The 19,165-nt window shown below is 41.2% G+C and carries 13 protein-coding genes; 6 read left to right on the top strand and 7 right to left on the bottom strand.

The window, feature by feature from the left end:
- Window positions 1-25: 25 nt before the first annotated feature.
- Window positions 26-1,195 (bottom strand): acyltransferase family protein, encoded by a 1,170-nt coding sequence (locus tag CHB62_RS03770; RefSeq protein WP_089365771.1) that lies wholly within the window; start codon window positions 1,193-1,195, stop codon window positions 26-28.
- Window positions 1,196-1,247: 52 nt separating this feature from the next.
- The gene (locus tag CHB62_RS03765; RefSeq protein ID WP_240616227.1) at window positions 1,248-3,158 is read right to left on the bottom strand and encodes a phosphoethanolamine transferase; all 1,911 of its coding nucleotides are present in this window, start codon (window positions 3,156-3,158) and stop codon (window positions 1,248-1,250) included.
- Window positions 3,159-3,570: 412 nt separating this feature from the next.
- Between CHB62_RS03765 and CHB62_RS03760 the strand changes: the two genes are divergently transcribed.
- Entirely contained in the window at window positions 3,571-6,000 is a 2,430-nt protein-coding gene (locus tag CHB62_RS03760) for a DUF2339 domain-containing protein (protein ID WP_368073606.1), read from the top strand.
- Window positions 6,001-6,137: 137 nt separating this feature from the next.
- Here the strand turns inward: CHB62_RS03760 and CHB62_RS03755 are convergent, their stop codons facing one another.
- Window positions 6,138-7,313, bottom strand: coding sequence for an ATP-binding protein (locus tag CHB62_RS03755; protein ID WP_089365768.1), 1,176 nt, complete (start codon window positions 7,311-7,313; stop codon window positions 6,138-6,140).
- A 766-nt stretch (window positions 7,314-8,079) separates the two neighbouring features.
- Between CHB62_RS03755 and CHB62_RS03750 the strand changes: the two genes are divergently transcribed.
- The 5 genes from CHB62_RS03750 to CHB62_RS03730 all read left to right on the top strand — a co-directional run bounded on the left by CHB62_RS03750 (window position 8,080) and on the right by CHB62_RS03730 (window position 14,799).
- Entirely contained in the window at window positions 8,080-10,107 is a 2,028-nt protein-coding gene (locus CHB62_RS03750) for a M13 family metallopeptidase (protein ID WP_089365767.1), read from the top strand.
- Window positions 10,108-10,731: 624 nt separating this feature from the next.
- On the top strand, window positions 10,732-11,628 hold the full coding sequence (gene dapF, locus CHB62_RS03745; protein ID WP_089365766.1) for a diaminopimelate epimerase: 897 nt from the start codon (window positions 10,732-10,734) through the stop codon (window positions 11,626-11,628).
- 76 nt (window positions 11,629-11,704) lie between these two features.
- Entirely contained in the window at window positions 11,705-12,937 is a 1,233-nt protein-coding gene (locus CHB62_RS03740; protein WP_089365765.1) for an LL-diaminopimelate aminotransferase, read from the top strand.
- A 430-nt stretch (window positions 12,938-13,367) separates the two neighbouring features.
- Window positions 13,368-13,823, top strand: coding sequence for a thioredoxin-dependent thiol peroxidase (bcp, locus tag CHB62_RS03735; RefSeq protein WP_009010869.1), 456 nt, complete (start codon window positions 13,368-13,370; stop codon window positions 13,821-13,823).
- Window positions 13,824-13,905: 82 nt separating this feature from the next.
- Window positions 13,906-14,799, top strand: coding sequence for a TIGR02757 family protein (locus CHB62_RS03730; RefSeq protein ID WP_240616226.1), 894 nt, complete (start codon window positions 13,906-13,908; stop codon window positions 14,797-14,799).
- Window positions 14,800-15,485: 686 nt separating this feature from the next.
- Here CHB62_RS03730 and CHB62_RS03725 read toward each other — a convergent pair.
- The 4 genes from CHB62_RS03725 to CHB62_RS15120 form a co-directional block, all read right to left on the bottom strand.
- Window positions 15,486-15,941: an HU family DNA-binding protein gene (locus tag CHB62_RS03725; RefSeq protein WP_089365764.1), complete on the bottom strand. Its 456-nt coding sequence runs from the start codon at window positions 15,939-15,941 to the stop codon at window positions 15,486-15,488.
- 493 nt (window positions 15,942-16,434) lie between these two features.
- On the bottom strand, window positions 16,435-18,027 hold the full coding sequence (locus tag CHB62_RS03720) for a hypothetical protein (RefSeq protein WP_089365785.1): 1,593 nt from the start codon (window positions 18,025-18,027) through the stop codon (window positions 16,435-16,437).
- A gap of 43 nt (window positions 18,028-18,070) precedes the next feature.
- A complete protein-coding gene (locus tag CHB62_RS03715) occupies window positions 18,071-18,274 on the bottom strand; it encodes a hypothetical protein (protein WP_089365763.1) in 204 nt (67 codons plus the stop codon).
- 670 nt (window positions 18,275-18,944) lie between these two features.
- Complete coding sequence (locus CHB62_RS15120; protein ID WP_009010875.1) at window positions 18,945-19,070, bottom strand: hypothetical protein; 126 nt, start codon at window positions 19,068-19,070, stop codon at window positions 18,945-18,947.
- Window positions 19,071-19,165: the final 95 nt, after the last annotated feature.

Below are 19,165 nucleotides of genomic sequence, written 5' to 3'. Positions count from 1 at the left end.
GAAATCGTGTATTTATAAGACTCCTTTACTTTAACTTTGGACTCGGTATCTTCTTCATTAACTCTTTGAACAACCATGCTAAACAAAGCGAAGAGATAACGTAAAGGAGAAGACCCGTCCAATACTCTCCCCCTCGAGAGATTGGAATAAAGATCTTTCTTGTGATAGGATGACAGACGAAAAGGGCTGCTGAGATGCTGCCAACCCACGAGAGAACATTCATAACAGAGAAGTACTTATTGCCAACTACACCTTCTATCCAACTGAGTAATCTCACAAAGGTAATAGAGGCAACACATATTACAAGTGGAACAAAATACCATGTTATATAGTTGAAACTCATCAATAGTATGGCAAATAACGAAAGGACAAAGGCTACAAAGTTTGTAGCAGTCGTCCAGGCGTGTGCGTATCTCGCATAAAGTACACCAAAACCGAATGGCAGCATACCACCGATAAAGTTATATCTCCATCGGTTCAAAGCCTCACTCTCTGGTTCACAAGATAACTGTATGGCAAAGCAAAGCACTATCAACATAACATTCCATGCCCAATGTCGGCGATAAAGGAAAAGTCGATACACGATATACAACTGTATCATAAGCCCAAAGAACCAGTAAGGGCCAGGCCAAATAATATCGTCGGGATTGGGAAGAAGATTATTAAAAAGTCCCATTTGACCGATAATATCCATCACATGATAATCGTGGGGAGCGTCTGTAATAGCGTCAACCATCGTAAAAGCCACAAAGCCAACTATCATCATACGGAAAAGTTTTACCCAATGATATTTGATAAAACCAAAGACTGGAAGACTTGACTGTGCTTGCAGCATACTTGTTGGCACTGTTAGCTGTTGCTTTTCGTACTTCATCGTCAGACCGTAAGCCGATAAGAAAAGGAATACAGGTACTCCATAATGCCCAAAGAACGAAAGGATATGGAAGAAGAACAATTCGTTCCACGACCCCTGTAACACTTGATAGAGTTTGTCTACATTACGTTGGAAATACTGGTATTCGTTCTCCTTTACCACTGGTCGCAACCAATGGCAGTAATTATGTAGGAAGATTCCGATAATGGCAAGCCCTCTCAACGCATCACACTCTACCCGTGTAAGCAATACTTCTCGGCGTTCTTTCCTATGTTCTGGTCCGGAGTGTTCTGTATATGTATTCTTTTCCTTTTTAAACATCCTAACTTTAATAATTGATTTTGTGGTCTTTTACGAATTACTTTACACTTCTCTAATTCATTTCTCCACGTCCACTACCCACCTTACAAGCTATCTTCTCTTTTGACATAGACTTCTGCTTCGGTAAGAGATGCTTCTCGGAAGGACGAGGAAGCTTATCGTAATCCGTTGTATTCTTTAATATTCTCGGTCTCATCTCATTGTATTGTGGACTGAGGATATTATATTCGGGATGATAGTCTTTCGTATGGATACCAGCTAAGTAAAGCAACAGATGCGGTAAAGCATCCGTCATATAACGACGATGCTTAGCAGCGATGATTTCTTGGAAAATATCAGGGTGCTTCACAGCATACTTATGTGTACAGAAAATCCAGAAAGGAATTTCAAACTCATAGCGTGCTAAGTCATAATCAATAGCTGCTGAATGTTTGCGACAAATAAAGCCTCTATTACCCTCAAAGCATTCTTCTCCGTGGTCAGGCATATAGATAATGATAGCCTCTTGATTCTCAAAACGACTAATGATAGCATCCACGATGGAGTCATTATATAGGATGGCATTATCATAATCTGCCAAGATACTACGCTGTTTACCATCGAGGTCAGAACGCTTTTCCGCATAGTCATCAGCCGTGAAATGATGACGGTCGCTCGGATAACGCTGTTTATAAGTGACATGCTGTCCGAGTAGATGGAAGATAATAAGGTTATGGTTTGTATTGTGTTGCTTTTGATTCTTATCGTAATCATCGAGTAATCCTCGATCAAATCGATATAATTGGGAGTTACGAGAGTCGAACATTGCCGATGAAAGTTCTGGGTGATTTAAGAAGAAACCACCGCTGAAATCATATACAGCCTGCTTCGCTTTCGGTAGGAACTGATTAGTTATGAAAGTAACATGATAGCCTGCCTTACGGAACAGTGAAGGGAAGAGCGGATAATCACACCACTCCCCTTTCTCTCCAACAACGTGTAGAGAAAAGACGTTCTTGAACACAAAGCTGGTTAAGTTCCATGGTGCTACGACATCACTGAACGGTACAAGTAATCCCGACTTCTCTCGTTTAATCTGGCGAGGGGTCGTCGGCATGAAATAACCATATTGTTGTGAATGATGCTTACCATAGCTTTCGCCGATGATAAGGACGATATTTGGCGATTTAAACGAACAGCTATCCACTTTCATCTTGTCCTTTGCTTCGATGAGACGGTCGATTTGTTGCGATGCTAACTCATTTGAGAAGATACTGAACACAAGTCGATAGACAGGCAGATAGAACTGTGCACAATCGCTGGTTGTCAGTTCGTGCTCTACAGAACCAATAGTATCTAAGGAGAACATCTCCACCATCTCTTTCTTATTATGCGCTGACGAGTATGCCGACCAACAGAACAATACAATGCAAAGAGTCCCTAAGACAGGTTGCAGCCGAGCAAATACTCGATACATAACATCCATTTTATCGCTAATAGCAATAGGGAGTTTGATTTTCTGTCCTACTACTACAAGAATCTGCAGAAGCATAATCAGTAGTAATAGTCCGACACTCGAGAAGAGGATATCGGTGGTCATGTAACTACTAAAAAACTCACCCGCCTCACGGCCATCAGTCTCACCTACAAGAAGGAGCATGGAGGGGTTTAATGTAGACTGGAACTTCACCCAACAAAAAAGGTCTGTGATACTTGTTGCGTATGCAATAACATACAATAAAGCACGTATCCATCGACGTACTTTCAAAGGAATAAGTGAAAGGAGAAGACAGATTATATACAAGTCAAAAAACAACTCTAACCATAGATTACTATAGACAGTAGCATCAGGATTATTGGTAGGCAATTCCTCATACGACACCACAATGCCGATAAGATACATAAAGAAGAAAAAAGAGGCATTGCCCTTTATTGGTTGATACGCCTTGTTTAATAGATTGACAACTTGCTTAATAACTTTCATTCTCTCAACTATATTTACTTGCAAAGTTAACATTATTTTTAGGAGTAGTCAACTTTTACTTGCGTATTTAACATTGTTCTCATAGCATAACAGCTTTTTCACCTTATAATATATGATAAACTCTTCCTCCTTATCATTAGACTTATATACGAGAATAAACAGTATGTTAAGAGGTAAAAAAACATGGCAATAAGATTTATTAGGAGTAATTATTTTTTTATTTCACACGTAATCATTAACTTTACCGCCTAAATAAACTCACAAAATCATGGATGAAGTATTTTTAGTCTTTCTTGGTCTCGCTTTATTAGCAGCCCCTTTTCTGCTGTTTTTTGTACTTATGTCTAAGATAAATGACATAAATTACACACTTAACAGCATCAGTTTTGAAATCTCCACACTGAAATCCATAATGGAAAAGATGCAGCGTGAAAAGGAGAGCAAACCTAATACTCCAATAGAGACAAAGCAAGAAGAAATCGATACACAGCCAAAGGAGCAGCCTGAAGAAGCTCCGAAGGAAGAGACAAGACCTACTATTGTTCAAAACACGAACTGGTGGGAGGAAGAGATAAAGAATGAAATAGAGACCAAGGAAAAGACGGAAGAACCAGTAATCACACATGATAGTGAGCAATTAGAGGAACAGGAGACACCAGAGACCGTGGAAGTTCCTGTTGTAAACAATGAGAATGTAAGACCTTCTACTGTGGAAATCCCTGTCAAAGACACGAAAGAAGAAGCCTCTGAAACTACAGAAGAAAAACCAGAAACTACTGAAGAGCCAGTAGAAGAGCCGAAGAAAGAACCAGCCATGGCCATGGAAGAAAAGTCTTCGATACGTGAAGAGGAGTCTTCTATGCTTGAAGAAGAACCACAAACTGAAGAATATACCATAAGAGAAAGCAACTTTGAGAAATATATCGGTGAGAACCTCTTCGGTAAGATAGGTATTCTCATCTTTATCATTGGTATTGGCTTCTTCGTTAAATACGCCATCGACCAGAACTGGATTAACGAGACAGCACGTACGCTGATGGGTTATGCCGTTGGAATAGGTATGTTAGTACTGGCAGAAAGACTGCATAAACGCTATCACGCATTTAGTTCTTTGTTGGCAGGTGGTGCCTTTGGTATATTCTATCTTATCACGGCAATCGCCTTCCACTACTATGCTCTGTTCTCTCATACGACCGCCTTCGTTATCTTATGTGCGACAACATTATTCATGTCAGCCGTCTCCATACTATATGATAGGGTTGAGTTGGCAGTTACGGCACTCGTAGGAGGATTTATAGCACCATTCATTATCAGCACAAACGCAAGTAGTATTATCTCCTTACAGATCTATATTAGTATTCTGAACGTGGGTATGTTCTGTCTTACAATGTATAAACGATGGGCAATACTACCTATCATATCCTTCTGTTTCACCTATTGTATTTTATGGGGAACTCAAGCGATAACATACATCTCAAGCAATGAGACAAACACTATCTACCCTACTCTATTTGCTTTTGCTACATTATTCTATTTCATCTTCTTGCTGCCCGTGGTTTATATCCTGCGTACACAGTGTGAAGGAAAAACAAGGACAGGATTGTTATCTATCGTTACGATTAACAGCTTCCTCTATTTGCTCTATGGCAACTACATCCTACAACAATATGAATCTACCAACGATGCTACGGCTTACTTGGCTTTCTTCATTGCTGCAGTCAACCTTGCCATCTATCTGTACGTACGCTTCCGCGTCGAAGGACAGGACACGCTGCGCAATTTAATGTTAGGACTTGGCATTACATTTGCGTCTATCGCCATCCCACTCTATTTCAGTACAGCTAACATAGCCATGGTATGGGCAGCTGAGGCGGTACTTCTTCTGTGGCTCTTCACCAAAGAAAAGAACCTATTATACGAATGGGGTGCAACAATACTTTTGTTCTTAACACTCGTTGTATTGGCATGCTATAGAGAGAGTGATGTGTTTATACACGATGCTGGTCGTAGTTTGTTCTTCAATGGAAGTTTCTTTGTGACCATGTTCGTAAGTGTCGCCTTCTTTGTGACAGCCATCATCCTACAATGCAATAAAGAGTTATTTAAGGAAAACAATCGTATTCTCAGCTATACTCCTTGTAATGTGATAGCATGGGCGTTAGGATTTAGTATCTTATACCTTGCCTTCTGGGATGATTTCCACCTGCACCTTGCATACCCAGCGTCCGACTATGCGTCCTTACTCACAGCGAATGTACTAATCTTAGTAGGTGCACTCATCCTGCGTAAACGATTTGAGATAAGTAAATATCCTGTTGCCTACGAAATAAGTATCTATATCACAGGAATTATCTTTGCGATAGCTGTATGGAACTCTGCAGTGCCAGACCAACTAACTTACAGATGGTTGATAACACTCGTAACGATTGCTTATATGATTTATAGTATGCGTGGAGTGCTATTGGCAACATCAAAAAGAGGAAACCTATACACTGAGTACGCTATCATCTCAACGCTGGTATGGCTCACAACGACAAGACTCTTGCTCGTCACATTTGGCGAGACTGGCTTTAGCACAGCCTTCTCACTGTCATTAGGTGTTGCAGCCTTCATCTTAATGTGTATCGGTATGCGCTATCATAGTAAGGAGATAAGAATTGTCAGCCTGGGTGAGTTTGCAATTATCATTGGTAAGCTCGTCCTCAATGACGTATGGGCAATGCCTGCTCTCGGTAAGATAATAGTCTTCATCAGCCTTGGAGCTATTCTCCTTATCCTCTCATTCCTCTATCAGAAGCTTAAAGATGCACTCTTTAATGAGGATGAAAAAACACAGGAGTAAGCCTCAACATCAGACATTAACATAACAACAATTGCCCTCATCTGTCCAAACTTCATTTCTATCTTGGACTGATGAGGGCGATTGCTTTGGTATAGTATTCGTGTTTCTTACCTATTATATTAGGAGAGGTACACTTCTTAATAATTCAATCCAAACATCCAAAGAGGTATGATATTACCTGTACCAATCTCGATATCATCTTTTACTACATATCCCTTCTTAGCTTCAGCGATCTGTTTCTGCCCCTTACTCTTTCCTCCGACTTCAAAGGTTACACCATTAATCTCAAAGTCTGAGATACGAGAAACTATAATATCATTATGTACTCTCAACTGATTATAGAAGAAGGTCTCTCTTATATTCCCAATATTAGCTTCACTACCTGCTAAGATATAAGCTAAATTAGGATTATCGAGATAAACCTTATCCACCTTACCTAATCCTCTTATGCCACCAGTAGCATCTCGTAATTGACTAATAATCCCAGCCTTCTCCATATACAAGAAGTAATCAGGAAGTACATTCCTGCTCACTCCCACCATTGTTGCCAAAGAATCCATGACAGGCTTAAAAGGTACACTACGTGAAATTATAGCAAGCAATTTCTTTAGCTTACGACTTGTTGAAAGCGTCATATTTGCAAACTGTGGTATATCAACCTCCATCGTAAGATTGACACTTTGGTTTAATAACATTATAAACTCAACGTCATCTCCAAATGGATAATACCCATGACGCAAATACTCTTTAAACAAAGGTAGTGGATGTTCCACTCCTTTGGGGAGTTCCACACGATGTTGAAGGATATCTTCTAAACTATAAGTTGGGACAACAATACCCTTAAACATCTCCAGATACTCTCTGAAAGAAAGCCCTTGTAAATGATAAACAGGAGCGCGACGGCTAAGGTCTGCCTCTCCTTGTATTATATCAAGAACCGACGAACCAGTAAAAGCAACTTTCAAATCAACATGGGTATCATATATTTGCTTTAGTTCTTGTGCCCAACCTGAATACTTATGAATCTCATCAATAAAGAGATATTCTCCTCCTTCTCTACAGAATTCATCTGCTAAATCAACAAGTGTGTGAGATGAAAAATAGACATAATCAGCTGAAACATAAAGCATATTCTGCTCTGACTGATGCTCCTTTATATATTGTAGAAACATCGTTGTCTTACCGACACCACGTGGACCAACCAGCCCTAACATCTGTCTTCCCCAGTCTAAACGATTATATAGATAACGATGAAAAGTGGTAGAGGTGTACTCTATTCTTTCCCGCATAAATTGTATTAAACTAATATCCATAGCTCTTCTTTTTGCTACAAAGATACGAAAAATGCACTGACCATAGTGCAAAATCAGCAATAAATTGCACTACAAGCAGTGCAATTTGTGTTAAACAATGCACTATCTACAGTGCATATCACAACGATTCCTGCACTATCCGTAGTGCAATTGAAATAATGCATAGCATAAAAGAATGCTTATGAGTACTGCACTCTGGTGAGTCTTTCCCATATATTGATTAGTTATTAACCTCTTATTATCATCATTATAATGTGCTTGATGCTCCTTTCTTCCCAACTTCAACCCATGTGCGAGTACTCCGCACATGTCGTGCTGATGGTTCGCACCAATGGTGTTTGGCGTCCGCACCATTGGTGCGGAGTACTAAACACATTACAAAAGCTTACCGATATGGATTCAAATTACGAATAGTAACAAGTCATACTACCCAAACTTACTAACCTATATGCGGTTAAAAATGTTTCACATACAAGAGAATATCATCTTCTTTAGCAGATAGTCACAACACATAAAGCCGTTCTTTTAGAAATTGAAAGACATAGAAAAACACCGCTAAGGCATGTTAAAAGAATACAAAAAACACACGGCTAATGTAGTTCTTCAGTAAAAAATACGACTAATAGGATAACATTGGTCTTTTTTATTTACCTTTGTAATAAGATAATATCTAAGACAAGTAACATCTTAATAGCACCTTTAAGGTGAGAAGAAGTAACATTAAATGGAAGAAAAGTATATATTTAACACATAAAACAATATGCACATGAAAGCAAAAATTTTATTATTTGCAGCCTCATTCATAGCTACATCAGCTATGGCACAGGGCTTAAAGTCGGGCGTAGACCGCAACAACATGGACTTTAACGTGAAGCCCGGTGAGAATTTCTATGAGTATGCTGCAGGTAACTGGTTGAAGAGTCATCCTCTTGACAAGGAGCATCCAATGAACGGTGCCTTTGTTGATTTGGAAGAACTAAACAAGAAACGCATCCGTGAGATGGTTGAGGATTATGCGAAGAAGCCACAGACAAAGGGCACTGTAGCACAGAAGATTGCATCAATCTACAATCTCTATATGGATAGCGTACGTCGTAACCGTGAGGGATATACCCCTATCAAACCCGTCTTAGCAAAGATTCGTGCTGCGAAGAACCGTAAGGAACTCATCAAACTGATGTACGACCTTGACGTGAAAGGCTATGGCACCTTCCCTGTTGGCTTTGGTATGACAGTCGATGCAATGAATTCTGACCGCTATATCATTGGTGTTTCACAAGGTGGAATTGGTCTTGACCCAGAATATTACACCCATCCTAACGAACAGCAGAAGGCTGTGCTGGCTGCTTACAAGAGTATGAACAACGATATGTTCAAGATGACTGGCAACGATGCTGCAACTGCTAAGAAGAAGATGGAGGCTGCCTTCTCTATAGAAAACCAGATAGCAAAGGTTAGCTATGACCAGGTAAAGTCACGTGACCCACAAGCTAACTATCACCCAATGACGTGGGATCAGTTCGTAAAGAGCTATCCTGGTGTTGACTGGAACTACCTCCTTAAAGCGTCAGGCTATCCAAACAACGGCGGAAAGGTTGATGTTGGACAGCCAGAACCTGTCCATGAGGTAGAGAAGATACTTGCCACAGCACCATTAGACGCACTGAAAGCTTATATGGAATTGGCTGTTATCTCAAGCTCTGCAGGTATGCTATCAGACAATTTCACTGATCGCAACTTCGAATATAAGAAGGTGGCATACGGTGTTCAGCAACAGCAACCACGTTGGAAACGTGCTTTGGCCTTCGTACAGGGTATCATGGGTGAGGCTGTAGGTAAGCTCTACGTACAGAAATATTTCCCTGAGAGCAGCAAGCAACGTATGATTACATTGGTAAAGAACCTCCAAGACGCTTTCGCACAGCGTATTGAAGAGAACACATGGATGACTGCTGCTACAAAGAAGAAGGCCTTAGAGAAATTGCAGGCATTTGACATTAAGATTGGATACCCAGATAAATGGCAGAATATGGATAGCGTTTTCGTGATTGACGATAATAAGTCATTGATTGAAAACGTGAAAGCTGTACAAGAAGCAGCTATGAAGTATCGTATTGCGAAACGCTGGGGTAAGCCTGTTGATAAGAAGGAATGGCACATGACTCCACAGACGGTTAATGCTTACTATGACCCAACAACCAACAGCATCAACTTCCCTGCAGCTATTCTTCAGCCTCCATTCTTCGACCCAACAGTGGATGATGCTGCTAATTATGGTGCTATCGGTGCTGTCATTGGTCATGAGATGAGCCATGGATTTGACGATCAAGGTTGTCAGTTCGATAAAGATGGTAACATGAAGAACTGGTGGACAGAAGAGGATAAGAAGAACTATGACGCTCGTACAAAGGTTCTTGTAGACTGGTTCAACAAGCAGGAGGTTATCCCTGGTCTGTATGTAAACGGTGAGAAGACACTCGGTGAGAATATCGGTGATAACGGAGGTTTGAACATTGCCTTCCGTGCACTTGAAAACAGTATGAAGGCAAAACCATTGAGCGATATGGACGGTTTCACACCTGCACAGCGTTTCTTCCTCGCTTGGGGACGTGTCTGGGCAAGCAACGTAGCACCTCAGTTTGTTGCATATATTGTCAATTCTGATGTTCACTCACCAAGTATCAGCCGTGTGAATGCTGCCCTACCAATGATTGACAACTGGTATGATGCGTTCAATATCAAAGAAGGTGACAAACTCTTCGTACCACAACAGAGTCGTGCACATATTTGGTAAACGATAAACAACGAATAAGAAGATGCGTAAAAGAGAATTTATAATGATAGTCATATTATCATATATATAAGGTAAGCAGCATCTTCAAAATATCAAAATAAGGGAGTGTACTCATTTAACTTGGGTATGCTCCCTTTCTTCTGTTACAACAACGTATGCCACAAAGAAACATTTATGAACAAAATAAGAGATTTGTAAAATAAAAAACAAGTATCTTTCGCTCTATAATAATTGCTTAAAATAGATAAAAAGTTTCCTTCAAATCAAACTTCACCTATATACAAGACGTACCCCAAAATAAAAACTTCAACAAGAAAGAACAAAGTGCACATCAATGAAGGAAAGGTAAAAAACCTTGATACTAATAACTATATATGACAAAAAACGAACAAATACAGAAAACTTTGAAAGTCAGTTATCAGTCATAAGCATACACTTCAAACATAGAAGAAAAAAAACTTTTGTAATAAATTAACAAGTAGACTAAAACAAACAACATAATCAATAAAATATATATTCTTGATAAGAAATACGATTATTTATCTATTAATTCAATAAAATATTGTATATTTGCACCCGATAATAAAATTAACGTCCTTCTAAGAGAGTAAAGAAAATTACACAATGGGTCAGAAGATAAAGTTTACCAAGATGCACGGTGCAGGTAATGACTACATTTATGTTGACACATTGAAGTATGATATACCTCACCCAAGCGTTGCTTCTATCGCATGGAGTAATCGTCACATGGGTATTGGAAGCGATGGTTTGGTCTTGATAGGGAAGCCAACTGTAAAAGATGCTGACTACAGAATGCGCATCTTCAATGCTGATGGTTCCGAAGCAATGATGTGTGGCAATGCCAGCAGATGCATCGGGAAATATCTCTTCGAGAAAAAGCTCACTGAGAAAACAGAGCTTAGACTTGAGACGCTATCGGGGATTAAAGTGCTACAACTACATGTCAGCGCTGACACAAAACATGTGGACTCGGTTACAGTCGACATGCTTGAACCTAAGTTTGATGTAAAGGAACAATACCAAGGGGCTTCTCCTAACCTCGTTCCTTACCATCTTCCCTTAGAAACAAGCAACGATGTACACCCCACTTTCGTAAGTATGGGTAATCCACATTTCGTTGTCTTCCTTGATCAAAGCAAGATTGACGACAAAAAGCAGCTCATCACTGACACCGACTTAACAGTCATAGGCAAGGCGTTAGAACATGACTCGGCTTTCCCTGAGCGTTGCAATATTGAGTTTGCATGCTTAACAGGAGCCAATCATCTACGTACACGAGTATGGGAACGTGGCAGCGGAATCACAATGGCATGCGGGACAGGAGCTTGTGCCACAGCGACTGCGGCTATAAAGAACAACATTGCCGACCGTTCTAAACCCGTTGAAATAGAAATGGATGGCGGTACGCTCTCCATTGAATGGAAGGATGATAACCACATCTACATGACAGGACCTGCGGCTTTTGCCTTCGAAGGTGAGGTCGAACTTCCTGAAGGATAAGAATAAGAAAGGATGTCTCTACAAGAAACGAGCGAGACTACGCTTATAGACATATCCCAAACAGAACAAGCACAAGATGGCACATATTAACGAAGAATTTCTTAAATTACAAAAGAATTACCTCTTTGCTGACATTGCAAAGAAAGTAAATGCTTATAAAACAGCTCACCCTGATAAGAAAGTTATCAGTCTGGGCATCGGAGATGTTACCCAACCTTTAGCACCCGCAGTGATTGAAGCAATGCATAAGGCGGTCGACGACATGGCGACTAAGGAACATTTCCATGGCTATGGACCAGAACAGGGCTATCTGTGGCTCCGTGAAGCCATTGTCAAAAACGACTACGAGGCACGTGGCATACACCTTGACCCTTGTGAGGTATTTGTCAACGATGGAGCAAAGAGCGACACTGGAAACATTGGCGACCTATTGAGTCAGGACAACACAATGGCTGTGACCGACCCTATCTATCCCGTTTACATTGACTCTAACGTCATGGGAGGTCGCGCAGGAGTCTTCGAGAATGGCCGTTGGAGCAACGTCACATACATGTCCTGCAGTGAGGAAAATAAGTTTGTGCCGCAGATTCCCGACCATCGTGTCGACATGGTTTATCTCTGCTATCCAAACAATCCAACGGGCATGGTGATAGCCAAGGACGAACTTCAGAAGTGGGTTGACTATGCACTGGCACACAATGCTATCATCTTCTATGATGCGGCATACGAAGCTTATATTCAAGACGACGACATTCCTCACTCTATCTACGAGATACCAAATGCTAAGAAGGTTGCGATTGAATTCCATAGTTACAGTAAGACTGCCGGCTTTACGGGTATTCGTTGTGGTTATACCATCATTCCAAAGGAACTGACAGCAACAACAAAAGATGGTAAATGTGTTGAAGTGGCACAATACTGGGACCGTAGACAATGCACAAAGTTCAACGGAACAAGCTACATCTCACAACGTGCGGCAGAAGCTATCTACAGCTCAGAAGGTAAGAAGCAGATTAAACAGACCATCAATTATTACATGGAGAATGCTCGTATCTTACGCAAAAGCCTTACTGAGTTAGGACTTACCGTCTACGGGGGAGAGAATGCACCTTACTTATGGGTGAAGACACCGGCTAACACTCCTTCATGGAAATTCTTTGAAGAGATGCTTAATGGTGCACAGGTTGTTTGTACGCCTGGTGTTGGCTTCGGCTTAGCTGGCGAAGGTTTCATACGCATCACAAGCTTTGGAGACCGCAACGATTGCATCGAAGCAATGGCAAGAATTAAGAAATGGTTAAATAAATAAGAATACAGAAAGTCTTTTTCAGATAATCATACGTAAGAAATAACTACCAAATCCTATTTTTTATGGGATATTTTTAGTTACCAGTGGGATTTCATCGGGAGATGAGATCCCACACCTTTTTTTAGTAATTAACTGCTTTTGAGGTCTGTTCCTATATTTAGCATAATACAACAATAAGACTTGAACAGCTCTTTGTCATGCAGAAGGAAATGCCGCACAAACCCTACAAAACGATAAATTCATAGTTATTAGACCACCATCCAAGGGATAATAAACTCGTAACAACCTAAAAGGAAACCCATACCAGCGTACCTATTAACTAATATTTATCAGCTAACATGTCATCTTTATAACCCCGTCCTGTAATCATTTCATTTCTTTTCAGTAACTTTGCGCACGGTTATATCATTAATTAAAAACAGAAAGAATTATGAACGTAGGAGATAAAGCACCAGAGATTCTTGGTACCGACCAGGACGGAAAAGAGATTAAGTTGAGTGATTATAAAGGTAAGAAGATTGCCCTCTACTTCTATCCTAAGGATTTAACATCAGGCTGTACTGCACAGGCTTGCAACCTTCGCGACAATTACAAAGAGCTAACGGATAAGGGTTATGCCATCATTGGAGTAAGCATCCAAGACGAGAAATCACACAAGAAGTTTATCGAGAAGAACGAACTTCCCTTCCCTCTCATTGCCGACACCGACTTGAAACTTGTCAACACCTTCGGCGTCTATGGTGAGAAGAAGATGTACGGGCGCACTTACATGGGTACTTTCCGCACCACGTTTATCATCAACGAAGACGGAATCATCGAACGTATCATTGGTCCAAAGCAGGTTAAGACGAAGGATCATGCCGCTCAGATCCTTGCTGAGAAGTAAGTCCTTCGGCAAAACGCTACCTTCTAATCTGTAACGCCTCATCTGATTGTAGAGGCGGGACAACAGAACTATCAATGCAACGATGTCTAAGAAGCAAAACGTAAAGAAGACATACCCTAAAAGTTCAAGGACTACAAAAGCTGCGTCTCACACCCCAACTCCTCCGCAGACAAGGGAGGAAAGGGGTGTGAGACGCCTTCTTAGTGAAGCCGAAGTAAGGTCATTACGCTGCAAACTCCTTTCGCTTGCGAATAAATACGAGGTGCCTGATTTTCTCAACGGCGACCCATCATGGTTTATGCACCAGGTGATTGGAGAACGAAATCAGGAGACAATCGCTTTCATTGCGTCCTGTCTTAGCTATGGTTCAAGAAACGTTTTCATGCCACGCATACAATATCTGCTCGACTGTTCACGCTATGAACCTTACGAATGGATAAAGAGTGGGAAATACAAACTTGATATCCCTAACGACGATACTTGTTTTTATCGTCTCTATACCAATGCGATGATGTACGATCTCTTCAATGCGCTCCAAACGATGTATGAGGTGTATGGAGACATGAAAAACTTTATTCGTTGTCATACTGGGCATAATGACGACAACTATCAACTCGAGGCTATTGAGGCTGTAGAGGCTATCTGCCATTATTTCCAAGAGCAAGAAGCTGTGGGAATCGTACCCAAGAACGCAAGTTCAAGTTGTAAACGTGTTTGTATGTTCCTTCGTTGGATGGTCCGAACAGATTCTCCTGTCGACCTCGGTATATGGTCAGACCTCATCAGCGTGCGCTCGCTCATCATGCCGCTTGACACCCATGTCATACAACAGTCCTTGCAATTAGGTCTTATAACAAGTAAGACTACCTCTATGTCGGTGGCTCGTAAACTTACAGATAAGTTATTAGAAATCTTTCCCGACGACCCACTAAAAGCCGACTTTGCCCTCTTTGGTTATGGCGTAAACCAGAAATAACAAGCTCTCCGAAATATGGTGTGACAAACTAAGTATGTGAGGTTACCCCTATAGGGCTGCTGATAAGAGGATAGAACGAAGCGTACACCCTCATTATAGGGGTATCTCGGTGATCACGCCCCTTCCCTTCGGGGGAGGGGTTGGGGGAGGGGCCGCTCTCTCTCTCATGTTCTCCTTTTTCTCTCACAGAACTACACAGAAGAACAGAAATCACAAAGACGCACAGAGACATTAAGTCAACCGATATCACAGAGCCTTTCAGCCATTGTTGGGTGTTGGGTGTTAATTGTTAGGTGTTGATGATTAGCAATAACGCTCTGTGATATCTGTCGCCGCTTGCCGGCGTTTGTGGGTTCTCTCTGTTAGCAGAAAGGGTTCTGTTCATCTGTGAAAATCTGTGAGAGATAAAATCCCCAACGAGTTTCTTACGTTCTAAAATCTGTGAGGAAAAAAATCAACGAGCTACCACCAAAAAACTTGCCCCATGACACCAACCATGGTGCCAGGGGCAAGAAACGAAAATTAAATTACCGATGTATCGTCATTGATATCACATCAATGCCTTCCCGCTGGAAACATAATTAAAACTAAATTAATCAATTCAGTATTATTAAAACCGAACTTTTTTCTTTTCTTGAATATTAGCCCTATTGGCCTCATTAGGCTCATAAGCCCAATATCCTTTCCTATCCTTGGCCCGCTACAGGGCCACTTCCCCCTCCATTCTTTTTCTTATCCTCCTTCTTGTCTTTCCCTGCCTCTTCTGTCTTTCTCACCGTCTCATACGAGTTATCACGCAGAGCCGTCTTTAGTTCCACGCCTGGCGTAAACGTTACCCGCGGCTTAATTGTCTCGGTCTTAAAAGCCTTTTCCGTTGCAGCCCCCTCGCTTGAAAGTGTTAGGCGCATCGTCCCAAACTCTCCTAACTGCACACTAAAGCCGTCACGAAGATAATGAGGCAGACAATCCATAAAGTTTGCCAGCACGTTTTCGATGTCACCACGTGTGAGCGAAGAACGCCCTGCAATGTCATGCGCAATATCTCGCAGAGTTTTCTTCCCCACATTCACAGGACTTGCATAAAACTTTCCAGGACCTGTCTTGGTACCTGGTTTTCTTCTTTCAATCAATTTGATTTTCATTGTGTTTAAGATTTTATTAGTTATTACTTACTTCTGCTGCACTTTGCAGCAATATGTTTCCAACAAGCTAAAAGAGCCAAAGAAAATTTCTAACCCGTTCCCCATAAATTTCTAACCCGTTAGAAATTTCTCGCTAACCCGTTCCCCGTAAATTTCTAACACGTTAGAAATTTTCTTGCAACGGGTTAGATTTTTCCTTATCTCTCACCCTCCTTTATCCCGTTAGGCACTCCCTCCCCTTTGGGGAAGGCTGGGGTGGGGTTTCTTAAGCACTCCGCTCGTAAGCCTTCCCAAAAAGACCTTCACGATGAAGATAAATCTTTACCTCTTCTGATGCTTCTAATGCCAAGATTGAAGACAATTTCATTCTCTTGTCGACTATTTTATTATTATGTATATTCTTAATTTTATAAAATTTTCGGCGACCGCCGTTCGGCGGTGGTTAAGGTGTCGCCTTTTAGAGGGCGACACCTATAAAAGGCAAGTGCACGGACTACTCAACCATTGGATCGATCCTCATCCCGCTGTAGCGGACGTAGTAGTAGTCTACGCTGAGGTAAGTATTGTTAAAGTACAGATAGTACGCGACGTGGTTATACCCCGGGTAAGCACTTGACGACCAATAATAGCCGCTGCTGCCAACGTCGTCCAGCTTACCATTGTAGTAGCGACCCAAGGCGGGCAGGTAGAAATATTTGTTTGCGTCAGCTGCGGAAGGAAGGGTATGAAATGCAGGCCTGCTGTCAGCGTTTCCTATTGTACGAAAATCGCTTCCGGGGGCAGCCATGTTGCTGTTGTAATGACCTTCGTCTTGCAATACTGACTTTTTCTTAAACCACATGCCACCTTTATATAAATGCCCCATAGTTGTCCATAATTCGTCTGCGTCCCAACAGGGATTGCCATAGGCAGCGTACCACGTCATCTCGTTCACGTTAGGTAGACTTGCGCATGAATGGGTGGCATTAAATGGTGTACCGAGACCTTCATTCTTGTAACGAGGGTCAGCGTTGCTCTTGGCGTAATTAGATGAACTGTTACCGTTTAGTGTTGGCTGACCTGTGTTTCCTGGCAAGTGCCTTGTCCATTCGTATCCCTTCCAGTATTGTTCCTGAGCATCCCACTGGTAATAATGGTCGCCATCGTAGTCGCGGATGTTAAGGTTGCCATCTATATCATAATAGTTATTCACGTCATAGTTAAAAGCCTTAAAGGCCTTTGTAACTGTTCCTTCTGTTCCAGTTGAAACATCCTTTAACCAATAACGTACTTTCAAGGTATGAGTGCCTGGCTTAATCACCATGTAGGCTCCATTAACTGCTATATTATCAGAAGCTGTATTCAAAGGGAAGCCGTTAGCATAAGCTCCACTACCTTTGGTGCTAAGGATTATCTCCTTGTCAGCCTCTGCACCTGTACTGACACTTTGCAACGTGCCTGTGCTGGCGTTCAAGGTATAGGTGCTTGCAATGTCATTATCTGAACTTACTTCTATCTTTGTCAAGTAGCAGTTCTGCAACAATGTGTTGCTTACATAAGGGTGGAAGACAAGGTAAGCTGCCTGATGCTCTAACTCGAAGCTGAAAGACCCTCCTCCTAAGGTTCCTGTAGCAGTTGCTGTACCATAGTCACCTGATACGCCAAAATGCTCGGTGTTGTTTGGTGTTGACTGACTTTGAGCAGATGGGATAACCACTTGGTTATTGCTGCTATTCTTACCGAAATAATAAACCTTATAACTTGTATTTGCAGTAAACTTGCCTGGAACTTTATACATAAAAGCAGCCACCTTGCTCGTAGGAGCGTTCGTACTCTTCCGCAATACGCCGTCGTCATCCTTTACGTAGATATAGTCGCCTGCTTCCCAAGAGAAATCGCTACTGTTATAATCCAATGATGTGCGAGTCTTTGCCTCATCGCCTGCTATGAAAGTCGTAAGGTTCTTATCGTTGTCGCCCTCTTTGTTGGTTGGGTTTTGTGCCACATCTTCCTTAGCACAAGATGCGAAAGTCAAGGCGATGCCGAACACGACAGCCAAAGACTTTAGTTGCGATGCGAATGAATATTGTTTCATTGTTGTCTTCATCATTTATTCGTTTTTATTTGTTCTTTTAGTTAATAACTCTCTCTTAGTCTTCCCATGAAGTTGAGTTTTCATCTTCGAACTCTTCCTCATCCCATTGACTTTCTTTAGCACCAGCTGGACCAGTAGCATGGTTCGCCTTTTTGTGCTGACCAGGCATGGATGCGTCCATCAGATTAGTGGTTTCGTTTACGTGGACTATTTCACACTTTGGTGCAGAATAGTTCTTCTTTTGTTTCTTTTTCTCCATTGTTTTATCAATTAAAATAGTTATTATTTCGTGCTTAATTTCTTCTTATTTCGTTTACGTAGGGACACAAAAAAGCGAACAAAGGAAACTCCGAAAAGTCCTTTGTTTACAGGGGTTGCACGGCACGCCTCGCGCGCGTATGCGAGAAGAAAAAAGTGGGGAAGTTAGGCCTGGCCTATATGAGAGAGAGAGAGAGAGAGAGAGAGAGTACAAAATTATTTGGAACTACCAAATAATTTGCGATATTTTTTTCATCTTTCTTCGTTAAAGAATCTAATGCAGCACAAAGCATGTCTGCGCCTTTATTTCCTAATAAGGTGCAAACATTTGCTGAATTAATATTCTTTATGACTCTCATCGTTATTACGAGTTAATTTTATTTTAACTGGGCGCAAAGGTAGTGAGAATATATGAAACAAACAAGAAATTAGCTAAAAAATATAAAAGCCATTCTCTTTTCTTGTTCCATGTTCAGCATATCCCCTTTACAGTTACAGCTCTACCAAAGTTTGCCTTTAATTACAAAAGGTAGGTCAGCTCCACCTTTCTATATATAAGGAATAGCAACAAGGCAAACTCATAAAAGAAAATAGAAACAGAAATCCCGACTACGTCATAAACGGAGTCGGGACCTTGTAAATACTCTCAAATTTCTAAATTACCTTTTTAATTAGGCAGCGATGTGATTGTTAACACTAACTGCCTTTGCTACTAATGCTGCTACTACAACAGCTGAAATTACTAATGAAACCATAATCTTTCTACCTTTAATGGGGAACGTTTTCCCCCAATTCATAATATATTATCCTTTTAATTACGAGTGCAAAGTTAGAGAGAAAAATACTATCCAACAAAAGATACGCAGAAGAACGTTGCCTTTTTGGCCTTTTA

The organism is Prevotella jejuni (assembly GCF_900187995.1).
Lineage (GTDB): Bacteria > Bacteroidota > Bacteroidia > Bacteroidales > Bacteroidaceae > Prevotella > Prevotella jejuni.
The sequence above is the reverse complement of the archived record's forward strand: the minus strand, read 5'-3'. Positions and strand labels throughout refer to the sequence as shown.

Bases quoted from the DNA above. Each gene is read 5' to 3' on its own strand.
- CHB62_RS03715 (WP_089365763.1), bottom strand. From the start codon at position 18,274: ATGGAGAAAAAGAAACAAAAGAAGAACTATTCTGCACCAAAGTGTGAA.
- CHB62_RS03765 (WP_240616227.1), bottom strand. From the start codon at position 3,158: ATGAAAGTTATTAAGCAAGTTGTCAATCTATTAAACAAGGCGTATCAA.
- CHB62_RS03730 (WP_240616226.1), top strand. From the start codon at position 13,906: ATGTCTAAGAAGCAAAACGTAAAGAAGACATACCCTAAAAGTTCAAGG.
- CHB62_RS03760 (WP_368073606.1), top strand. From the start codon at position 3,571: ATGGAAAAGATGCAGCGTGAAAAGGAGAGCAAACCTAATACTCCAATA.
- CHB62_RS03750 (WP_089365767.1), top strand. From the start codon at position 8,080: ATGAAAGCAAAAATTTTATTATTTGCAGCCTCATTCATAGCTACATCA.
- CHB62_RS03740 (WP_089365765.1), top strand. From the start codon at position 11,705: ATGGCACATATTAACGAAGAATTTCTTAAATTACAAAAGAATTACCTC.
- CHB62_RS03755 (WP_089365768.1), bottom strand. From the start codon at position 7,313: ATGGATATTAGTTTAATACAATTTATGCGGGAAAGAATAGAGTACACC.
- CHB62_RS03725 (WP_089365764.1), bottom strand. From the start codon at position 15,941: ATGAAAATCAAATTGATTGAAAGAAGAAAACCAGGTACCAAGACAGGT.
- dapF (WP_089365766.1), top strand. From the start codon at position 10,732: ATGGGTCAGAAGATAAAGTTTACCAAGATGCACGGTGCAGGTAATGAC.
- CHB62_RS15120 (WP_009010875.1), bottom strand. From the start codon at position 19,070: ATGAATTGGGGGAAAACGTTCCCCATTAAAGGTAGAAAGATTATGGTT.
- CHB62_RS03720 (WP_089365785.1), bottom strand. From the start codon at position 18,027: ATGAAGACAACAATGAAACAATATTCATTCGCATCGCAACTAAAGTCT.
- bcp (WP_009010869.1), top strand. From the start codon at position 13,368: ATGAACGTAGGAGATAAAGCACCAGAGATTCTTGGTACCGACCAGGAC.
- CHB62_RS03770 (WP_089365771.1), bottom strand. From the start codon at position 1,195: ATGTTTAAAAAGGAAAAGAATACATATACAGAACACTCCGGACCAGAA.